Below are 9,967 nucleotides of genomic sequence, written 5' to 3' on the forward strand. Positions count from 1 at the left end.
CAGCTCAGGATTTGGGGCCGACACCGCATGTGATGACAAATCCTCAAGGATTTGTGTAGGTAAATTGGCCTAAGTTTCACATTTTCGCGACAATTCGGCCCAAGAACGGGTTTGACTACACAGGCACAACCGCGCGAGACTAAGTCAAAAAACACAGGGAGTTGAATACGCCGATGTCGAACCACGGACGAACGGGTGGAAAACCCGCATGACTGCGTTGTTGTCCGTCAGAGACCTCAGCATCGGTTTTGGTGCGGGCGACTCAGTTGTCAAAGGAGTCAACTTTGATGTCGAGGCCGGGCAGACATTGGCTCTGGTCGGTGAATCAGGATCGGGAAAAACCATCTCGTGCCGGGCGGCCTTGCGTATTTTACCACGTGCCGCGCAAATCCGCAGTGGCACGATTACCCTGAACGATTCGAAAGGCTTCGAGGATCTGACCAAGATCAGCGAACGCCAGATGCGCGACATTCGCGGCAATCGGATTTCGATGATTTTTCAGGAACCGATGCGATCGCTATCCCCGTTGCACAAGATCGGCAATCAGGTCAGCGAGGTCTTGTGGCTGCATCGGAGCGCGTCCGAGGCGCAAGCCCGCAAAGAGGTCCTGACCCAATTCGAACGCGTGGGCTTTCCCGATCCGCAGCGCGCCTATGATTCTTACCCGTTCGAGTTGTCGGGCGGCATGCGCCAGCGCGCCATGATTGCGATGGCCATGGTTTCCAAGCCAGAACTGCTGATCGCGGATGAGCCGACGACCGCGTTGGACGTTACGACACAAGCGCAGGTCCTGGGTCTGATTAAGGAGTTGCAGCGCGAAACGGGCATGGCCCTGATCCTTGTGACGCACGATCTTGGTGTGGTTGCCAATATGGCAGAACAGGTCGTTGTCATGCACAAGGGCCGCGTGATGGAGGCAGGGGCAGCCGCCCCGATCCTAAGCGCCCCGGCGCACCCTTACACACAACAATTGTTCAACGCAGCCCCTGCGATTCCCGACGAAGATTCGGTCGGGCTGCCGATGCCGGATGATGACCTCATTCTACAGATGAAGGGGGTGTCCAAGACCTACACCATGCGGTCCAGCAGGGGCTGGCAGGGGGACAAGCTGATCCATGCCTGCCGAGGTGTGGACCTGAATCTGGCCCGCGGCAAAACACTGGCAATCGTCGGTGAAAGTGGCTCGGGCAAAACAACGGCTGCGCGGATCGCCCTTGGCGCGGAACTGCCCGATCCGGGTGGCGAGGTTCTGTTTCGCACCTCGCCAGGCGAAGACCCGATCACTGTGCACCACATGAACCGCTCTCAGCGCACGGCCTTTCAACGAAAGGCGCAGATGGTGTTTCAGGACCCGTACAGCTCTCTCAGTCCGCGGATGCGCATTCAAGACGCGCTGACCGAGCCTTTGGAAATCCACTCCATTGGTTCGACCGCCGAACAGCGGGACAAAGCGGTCGAGATGCTGCAGCGCGTCGGACTGAATGGTGATATGCTCAAACGCTATCCCCATGCCTTTTCCGGCGGACAGCGGCAACGCCTGTCGATTGCGCGGGCGATGATGCTGGACCCGCAGCTGATTGTCTGTGACGAACCGACATCGGCACTGGATGTATCGGTTCAGGAACAGATCCTGACCTTGCTGGAAAACCTGCAGGACCGGTTGAACCTGTCCTACCTGTTCATCTCGCACGACCTTGCGGTTGTGGCGCGCATTGCCGACGAAGTGGCCGTGATGCGCCGGGGTCTTGTCGTCGAACAGGCCCCGCCCGAGACACTGTTTTATAACCCCCGACACCCTTACACCAAGGCGCTGATTGCCGCCCAACCAGAACCCGACATCAACCGGCCCATCGACCTTAAACTGGTTGCGTTGGGCGCTGGTTCACCAGACAGTTGGGATGACACCTTCCGATTTACGGACTCCGTGATACCCTCACTGGTAGAGATGGAGCCCGGCCATAAGGTACGATGCCATGTTTAAAACCACTCGCCCGCTTATTCTGGCTGCCACGTTGGTCGCCACTTTGGTCCTGCCCGCCACGGCAGGAACACCGACCCCTCAGGAAAGCGAATTCTGGCAAGCCGAGGTCAGCGCCGGGAATCTGCCGCCGGTCGCAGAGCGCCTACCGGCCGAACCTTTGATCGTGGATCTGGCAGCCAAAGGCCGCGAGTTTGGTGCCCCCGGTGGTACCCTGCGCACCATGGTGACCCGGTCAAAAGACATCCGCCAGATGGTCGTCTACGGGTATGCGCGATTGGTTGGGTTTGACGAAAACTACGACATCGTCCCTGATCTTCTGGAGTCCTATGAAAACGAAGGTAATCGAAAGTTCACACTGCATCTGCGTGACGGCCACAAGTGGTCCGATGGATCGCCGTTCACATCCGAAGACTTTCGTTATTGGTGGGAAGACGTTGCCAACAATGAAATGCTCAGCCCTTCTGGCCCACCTGACTTCCTGATTGTTGAAGGTAAAACGCCAACCGTGACCTTCCCGGATGAGACAACTATTGTCTTTGAGTGGGAAAACCCAAATCCTGATTTCCTGCAGTCGCTGGCCCAAGCGCGCCCGCCATTCATCTACCGGCCGTCTGAATTCCTCAAACAGTATCACGAGAAGTTCGCAGATGCTGAAGACCTCGCCTTTCAGGTTGAAGACGCACGGGTCAAAAGCTGGGCGGCGCTGCACAACAAGCTGGACAACCTCTACAAGTTCGACAACCACGAACTCCCGACGCTGCAGCCTTGGCTGAATGCAAGTTCGGGCAAGAAGATCCGCCACAATTTCGTTCGCAACCCTTATTATCACCGCATCGATTCCAACGGCGTTCAGTTGCCCTATATCGACATCGTCGAGATGGAAATCGTCGCTGCTGGCTTGGTCGCGGCCAAGACCAATGCTGGCGAAACTGATCTGCAGGGGCGCGGTCTGGCGTTTCGCGATGCATCTATCTTGAAAAAGGGCGAAGCCGGTGGAGACTACAAAACTCTGCTGTGGAAGACCGGTGTCGCATCGCAAATCGCGATCTACCCGAACCTGAACTACTCGGATGAAGTTTGGCGCGACGTTCTGCGCGATGTTCGTGTTCGCCGGGCGCTGTCCCTGGCCATCGACCGCAAAACCATCAATCAAGCGCTCTATTTCAAACTGGCCCATCCCGGTGCGATGTCCGTTTTACCCGCGTCTCCGTTCTATGACGAGGAAAACGCAAAAGCCTGGGCGCAGTATGACGTTGAGATGGCCAACGCCCTCCTGGACGAATCTGGCCTGGCCGAGCGCGATAAAAACGGCATTCGCCTGCTGCCGGATGGGCGCCCGATGGAACTGATCATCGAAACCGCAGGAGAGCGGCAAGAGGTTGAGAACGCGCTTCAGATCGTCACGGATACGTGGCGCGAAATTGGTGTGGACCTGATCATGCGCCCACTGGACCGGGACATTCTGCGCAACCGCGTTTTTGCAGGTAACACCATGGCCTCAGTTTGGTTTGGCTGGGATGACGGTATCCCGCAGGCGCACACTTCCCCTGCTTATTTGGCACCTACGGATCAGGTGTTTCTGGCCTGGCCCAAATGGGGACAATTTTACCAAACCGGCGGCGATGTTGGTGAAGCGCCTGATATGCCTGAGGCTGAACGTCTAATGCAGCTGGCCCATGATTGGGAGGTTGCTACCACCGACGAAGAGCGTTCGGCAGTCTGGTCAGAAATGCTGAACATCCACGCTGATCAGCTTTTCGCCATCGGAATTCTGAACGGCGCACCGCAGCCCATCGTAGTGTCCAACCGTCTGCGCAACGTGCCCGAGCAAGGCATGTGGGCGTGGGAGCCCGGCGCACATTTTGGCATTCACCGCCCCGACGAATTCTTTTTCGCCGACTAATCAGGAGCAGCTAAATGGTAATGCTGCGCTATGCGGTGTATCGCTTTTTCACGATGCTGCTGACTTTGCTGGTGGTGTCGGTTCTGATCTTCGTGATCATCAACCTGCCACCCGGCGATTATCTGAGCAATCAGATCGCGGAATTGCAGGCTTCGGGCCAATCTGCCGGGGTCGCCAAGGCTGAATTCCTGCGCGCGGAATACGCCCTGGATCGCCCCATATGGGAACAGTACCTGGTCTGGATGGGCTTCTGGCCCGGACCGCACGGGTTTGAGGGCCTTCTTCAGGGTAACTACGGCTGGTCTTTTGAATTCGACCGTCCTGTGGCCGAGATCGTTGGCGATACCCTATGGCTGACTGTTGTGGTCAACCTGGCCGCTATCCTGTTCGTTTACGCCGTTGCCCTACCGCTGGGCGTCCTCGCCGCAGCAAAATCGCGAACCTGGATTGACTATACGTCGGCCTTTGTTGGCTATCTTGGTTTGGCGACGCCCAACTTCCTGCTGGCACTGATCCTGTTCTATTACGGACACCGCTACTTCAACCTGCCCATCGGCGGCCTGATGGACCCATCCTTCGAAGGTCAGCCGATGAGCTGGGAAAAGCTGAAGTCCATTCTTGTCCACCTGATCGTGCCGACTTTCGTCATTGGCACATCTGGCGCCTCTGCCATGATGCAGCGCCTGCGTGCGAACATGCTGGATGAACTGGGCAAACCTTATGTGGAAACGGCCATTGCCAAGGGTATGGCACCATCGCGAATGCTGACAAAGTACCCGCTGCGCGTGGCGTTCAACCCATTTGTTGCAGATATCGGGAACTTGCTGCCGTCGATGGTATCCGGGTCGGTACTGGTCTCAGTCGTGCTTGGTCTGCAAACCATCGGCCCGACCTTGCTGACCGCACTCAAAACCCAGGACCAATTTCTGTCCGCCTTCATTCTGATGTTCGTGGCCTTGCTGACCCTGATCGGCACCATGATCTCTGATATCTTGCTGGTCATGTTGGACCCGCGCATTCGGTACGAGGGGCGTGAAGCGTGACCAAACACACCGACGGTCGCTTTGTCGACGATGCACCTTTCGACGCGGATGCCGCCCTGCAACAGTTAGAGCGCGCAGATCTGGACGCACCCAACTGGGTTCTGGTCTGGCGCAAGTTCAAAACCCATAAGCTGGGTTTGATTTCAGGCGTTTTCCTACTGTTCTGCTACCTGATGCTGCCCTTCGCTGGATTCATCGCCCCCTATGGCCCGAATGAACGAAACGGCGAACACCTTTACGCCCCACCACAAAGCATCAATTGGTTCCACGATGGCTCCTTCATTGGCCCGTATGTCTATCCGATCGTGGCCGAAGCTGATCTTGAGACCTTTCAGTGGAAATTTGTGCCCGACACGGAAGACCCTCGCCCGATCCGCTTTTTCTGCGAGGGGACCGAGTACAGGCTTGCAGGTCTTGTGAAATCAGACACCCACCTGTTCTGCGCGCCAGAGGGCGCGACGCTGTTCCTTTGGGGATCCGATCGTCTGGGCCGCGATGTGTTCAGCCGCATTCTATATGGCGCGCAGCTGTCGCTGACTGTCGGCCTGATCGGCATTTCGGTATCGTTCACCCTTGGCATCTTTTTTGGATCAATCGCCGGGTATTTTGGCGGCAAGATCGATTGGGTCATCAACCGCGTGATCGAGGTCTTGCGCTCGCTACCTGAACTGCCGCTCTGGCTTGCTCTATCGGCGGCGGTGCCCTCAAATTGGAGCCCGGTTGCTGTTTTCTTCATCATCTCGATCATCCTCGGGATTCTCGATTGGCCCGGCCTCGCCCGTTCGGTACGCGCGAAATTCTTGTCCCTCAGGGAAGAAGAATACGTCCGCGCCGCCGAGATGATGGGCGCAAGCTCTGGCCGTGTGATCCGCAAGCACCTGCTACCGAACTTCATGTCTCACCTGATCGCCTCGGCCACGTTGTCGATACCGGCCATGATCCTTGGGGAAACCGCGCTCAGCTTCCTGGGTCTTGGTCTGCGGGCCCCGGCCGTCAGTTGGGGTGTAATGCTGAACGACGCGCAGAACCTGGCCTCGATCGAGATCTACCCCTGGACGGCAATCCCGATGCTGCCGATCATTGTTATCGTGCTGGCATTCAATTTCCTGGGCGACGGGCTGCGTGACAGTCTGGATCCATACCAGCAATGAGCTTGATTTCAGCCCTTCCTGCAACCGACGGATACCGCAAAACGGGCACCGGGGCTTGGTCCAGCGTCTACGCGGTATCTGAACTGGCAACGGCAACCTTTGGCGCGGTGGGTCAGGAACTGGCTCGTCTGATGACGGCGCTGAACCTGCCGCCCAGTGCGCCGGATGTGTCTGTGGATCACCGGCTGGCTTCGCTTTGGTATCAATATTCCTTCAAGCCCAATGGTTGGGAGATGCCTAGTCTCTGGGATGCGGTCGCGGGCGACTACCAGACTGCAGATGGTTGGATCAGGCTGCACACCAACCTGCCCCGCCACCGAGCGGCGGCACTTAAGGTTCTTGAGGTCAAAGCAGATCGGGACGCGGTCTCTCAAGCAGTGCGGCGATGGTCCGCAAGCGAGCTGGAAGCGGCAATCGTGGCCCAGGGTGGCGTTTCCGCAGCCATGCGCAGCCGGGCAGTGTGGTTAGAGCATCCGCAAGGTCGGGCCGTGTCCCGCGATCCACTGATCGGTTGGCACAGCCCGCGACAGATCAAACTGCGAGATCGATCCGAGGCCACGGCTGAGCGCCCTTTGGCAGGGCTGCGCGTCCTCGACCTGACGCGCGTGCTGGCTGGGCCGGTTTCAACGCGAACCCTCGCCGGTTTTGGTGCTGACGTTCTGCGTGTCGACCCGCCCGGTTGGGACGAGCCCGGTGTCATACCAGACATCTCATTGGGCAAATCCTGCACTTACCTCGATCTGAAATCGCCCTCAGGTTTGGAAAAGCTGCAAGAGTTGCTGTCTCAGGCCGATGTGTTCGTCCACGGGTATCGCCCCGGTGCTTTAGACGCACTCGGCCTGACCAGGGCCAAGCGCGATGAATTGGCCCCAAACCGGGTCGAAGTCACATTGGACGCTTATGGCTGGCAAGGCCCATGGGCCGCGCGGCGCGGGTTCGACAGCCTCGTTCAGATGAGCGCAGGCATCGCGGATGCAGGCCGTGACTGGGCAAATGCGGATAAACCAACACCATTGCCGGTTCAGGCGCTGGATCATGCAACCGGCTATCTGATGGCCGCCGCTGTGCTATCCGCCTTAGCCGAGGCTGCCTCGGGGAACGCGATCATGCTGGGTCAGCTCTCTCTCGCACGAACGGCCGAGTTGTTGGCCATTCTCGGCAAGTCCGACACGAAAGAGGTCATCACCGGTGCCAGTCCGTCAGACTACAGCCAAGCTCTAGAAGAATCAGGCTGGGGCTCCGGTCACCGCCTGAAACCTGCTCTGACCGTTGGCGACGCCAAGATGTTCTGGGACAAGCCTGCACCTAAACTAGGCACGTCGGCTCCGGTCTGGGCCACGGCCATCACCTGAGCCAACCGCCGCGCGGTACGCGCGGCCCGGCCCAACGCCTTGGGTCACGTCTCGCCAGAGACGTCACCCAAAGGGGCGGGAGACCCCCCTCAGCGATCGTCCCCACCCGGGCCGATATCGTCCAGATAATCCTCGTCAATCGCCGCCTGCACCGCACCCGTCACAGCTTCGCGCTGCTTGGGTGTCAGATCCTCGGGGTCCTTGCCTTCGGCCAGGCGCACGGTGACCTCACGGTGTGCGAACTTGATACCTTCGCGAGCGAACAATTCGCGGATATCCTGATAGACTTTCTTGCGCACCAGCCATTGATCGCCCGGCTTGGTCATGAACTTGACCCGAATGATCATCGCAGAGTCCTGCATTTCGATCACGCCTTGCGACTTCAGCGGTTGGATAAAGTTGTCGCCGATCACCGGGTCACTCAACAACTCTTGACCCAACTTCTTGATCAGCTTGCGCACCTTCTCGACATCGGTGTCATACGTCACCCGTAACGGCAGTTTCATGATCACCCAGTCGCGGGAATAGTTGGTCAGAACCTTGATCTCACCAAAGGGGATGGTGTTCAGCGCGCCCAGATGGTGACGCAGCTGGAACGACCGAACCGAGATCTTTTCGACCGTTCCCTTCACGTCACCGATGTCGATGTATTCACCCTTGCGGAACGCGTCATCCATCAGGAAGAACGCCCCCGAAAAGATATCGCGGACCAATGTCTGCGATCCAAAGCCTACGGCCAGACCCACGACACCAGCACCCGCGAATAGCGGACTGACATTGATACCCAATTCCATCAGGGCAATCAGCGCTATGGTCACAACAACTACGGCCAGAATGGCCCCGCGGAACAAAGGCAACAATGTTGCAAGGCGGCTTTGCCCACCTTCTCCGCCTTCATCGCCCAGCTCAGCCTCACCACCGCCGTCGTCAATCTCCTGCGCGATCTTCGAGTCGATCCCAATGCGGAAGAAATGGAACAGGATGTAACCCATGAAGAGGATCACCATCACGTCCAGCGCCCGCTCGATCGGCAGGTCCTCGCTCCAGCTGGCATCCGGATTCCAGATGACAACCAACGCATACAGACCGACGACAAAAGCCAGAATACCGGCAACCCGCCGCGCCAGATCTTCGTAGGTCAGGATCGAGTGCTTGCGCATCTCGGCCTGCGGCGTTTCGATCGCTTCAACCTCGGCATCCGCCTCATCAGCATCGGCATTCATCGCGTCCAGCTGGTTGTTGCGATTGAAATACCGTTCCAGAAGATAGTTCATGGCCCCATAGGCAACTACGACCGACATGAAGATGGCATAGCTGCTGGCCACGATCGGGATCGAGTTTTGATTTTCCAGCACCAGATCGACGGCCAGTTTGAACCAGCTGAACACCATGTACAGGATCAGCACCGGCGCCCATGCGAATGAGATCAGGCGCAGAATCCACGACACCTGATCCGGTGACCGCCCGCCGCGAATAGCGTTCGAAATGGCGCGGGCATTGAACAGGATCATCAGGACATTGCCGATCGCACCAAACATGGTCAGACCGCCATAGACCAAGGCGTAGACGTTATAGTTCAGCCCAAAATCAGCTACCCAAGTGGCAAATAGCACCACAGTAATGTCGTAGGTCGCCAGCGCCGAAGCCCAGACATACAGGCGTTTTGCGTCACGATCCGAGAAAGGCGGCAAGCGATATTGGCTCAGATATGGCGATAGCACCATGCGCCACAGATCAGACACCGTACGCGACAGGAAGAAGGCGGTAAAAATTGCTGTGACCGTGAACTGGATCGAGATGTCCTCAGCCTCGCCGAAAAACACGAAACCGACGATAAGCGCCATCACCATGGCAAAAATCGTGGCGCCTATCCCCATCAGGAACCGGAACACCAAAAACGGCATCTTCTCGCGATAACCTTGTGGATCTTCCTTGGATCGCGCGACGACGATTCGCTTTGCGATACGCTTGCCGTAGATTTCAATCGACAACCATCGTCCGATCAAAAGGAAGAGAACGTTCCAGAACAGGACCTCGACATAGGTCTGTATTCGGCCATCCGGGCTGGTCTGACGCAGGATGTATTGCACCTCGAAGATCGAATAAGGCAGCGCCTGAAGCCGTGAATTCATCGAGTCACGAAATCTCGAAAACCGCTCCTGCGCTTTCATAAGCTGCGAACCGTCGCCCATCGGATCCCCGGGTACAGCCTCGGGGGTGACACTGTTTTGCTGGCCGGAAGACACGATTTGCCCGGCGCTGTCGATGACGATCACACTGGCCCCGGCTTCGGTGGCGGAACGGATCGCCGTAGCCAGATCGCTTTCGCTGGCTGTGTCCGAGCTGCTGCCCCCGGCTGAGGGATACCCCGGTATCAGAGAGGTCTGCGCAACTGCACCGGTGACCAGCGCCAGAGTAAGGGACCAGATTACAAACGTTAATCCAGCCAGCAATGTTCGTGTCATCGGATATTTTTCCAGTTCGCCATTCGTAACACAGGTTATCGAAGCCCGGTGGCGGGTTCAAATATTCAACCC

At 57.7% G+C, this 9,967-nt stretch carries 6 protein-coding genes; 5 read left to right on the forward strand and 1 reads right to left on the reverse strand.

Going from position 1 to position 9,967, the window contains the following annotated elements:
* The first annotated feature begins 208 nt into the window (after positions 1-208).
* The 5 genes from AC2FIO_RS20050 to AC2FIO_RS20070 are packed head-to-tail and all read left to right on the forward strand — an operon-like array spanning position 209 to position 7,430.
* A complete protein-coding gene (locus AC2FIO_RS20050) occupies positions 209-1,981 on the forward strand; it encodes an ABC transporter ATP-binding protein (RefSeq protein ID WP_496699727.1) in 1,773 nt (590 codons plus the stop codon).
* Positions 1,974-3,884: an ABC transporter substrate-binding protein gene (locus AC2FIO_RS20055; RefSeq protein ID WP_496699728.1), complete on the forward strand. Its 1,911-nt coding sequence runs from the start codon at positions 1,974-1,976 to the stop codon at positions 3,882-3,884. The genes AC2FIO_RS20050 and AC2FIO_RS20055 overlap by 8 nt, the downstream gene beginning before the upstream one ends.
* Positions 3,885-3,898: 14 nt before the next feature.
* On the forward strand, positions 3,899-4,927 hold the full coding sequence (locus AC2FIO_RS20060; RefSeq protein WP_108860926.1) for an ABC transporter permease: 1,029 nt from the start codon (positions 3,899-3,901) through the stop codon (positions 4,925-4,927).
* Positions 4,924-6,078 (forward strand): ABC transporter permease, encoded by a 1,155-nt coding sequence (locus AC2FIO_RS20065; protein ID WP_058279438.1) that lies wholly within the window; start codon positions 4,924-4,926, stop codon positions 6,076-6,078. The genes AC2FIO_RS20060 and AC2FIO_RS20065 overlap by 4 nt, the downstream gene beginning before the upstream one ends.
* Positions 6,075-7,430, forward strand: a complete 1,356-nt coding sequence (locus AC2FIO_RS20070) for a CoA transferase (RefSeq protein ID WP_496699729.1) — start codon at positions 6,075-6,077, stop codon at positions 7,428-7,430. Before AC2FIO_RS20065 ends, AC2FIO_RS20070 begins: the two co-directional genes overlap by 4 nt.
* A gap of 89 nt (positions 7,431-7,519) precedes the next feature.
* On the opposite strand, the gene AC2FIO_RS20075 is transcribed toward AC2FIO_RS20070, so the two are convergent.
* Positions 7,520-9,895, reverse strand: coding sequence for a mechanosensitive ion channel domain-containing protein (locus AC2FIO_RS20075; RefSeq protein ID WP_496699730.1), 2,376 nt, complete (start codon positions 9,893-9,895; stop codon positions 7,520-7,522).
* Between the last annotated feature and the right edge of the window lie 72 nt (positions 9,896-9,967).

This window comes from Ruegeria sp. CDSB086, assembly GCF_059611065.1.

Bases quoted from the DNA above. Each gene is read 5' to 3' on its own strand.
- AC2FIO_RS20050 (WP_496699727.1), top strand. From the start codon at position 209: ATGACTGCGTTGTTGTCCGTCAGAGACCTCAGCATCGGTTTTGGTGCG.
- AC2FIO_RS20070 (WP_496699729.1), top strand. From the start codon at position 6,075: ATGAGCTTGATTTCAGCCCTTCCTGCAACCGACGGATACCGCAAAACG.
- AC2FIO_RS20075 (WP_496699730.1), bottom strand. From the start codon at position 9,895: ATGACACGAACATTGCTGGCTGGATTAACGTTTGTAATCTGGTCCCTT.
- AC2FIO_RS20055 (WP_496699728.1), top strand. From the start codon at position 1,974: ATGTTTAAAACCACTCGCCCGCTTATTCTGGCTGCCACGTTGGTCGCC.
- AC2FIO_RS20060 (WP_108860926.1), top strand. From the start codon at position 3,899: ATGGTAATGCTGCGCTATGCGGTGTATCGCTTTTTCACGATGCTGCTG.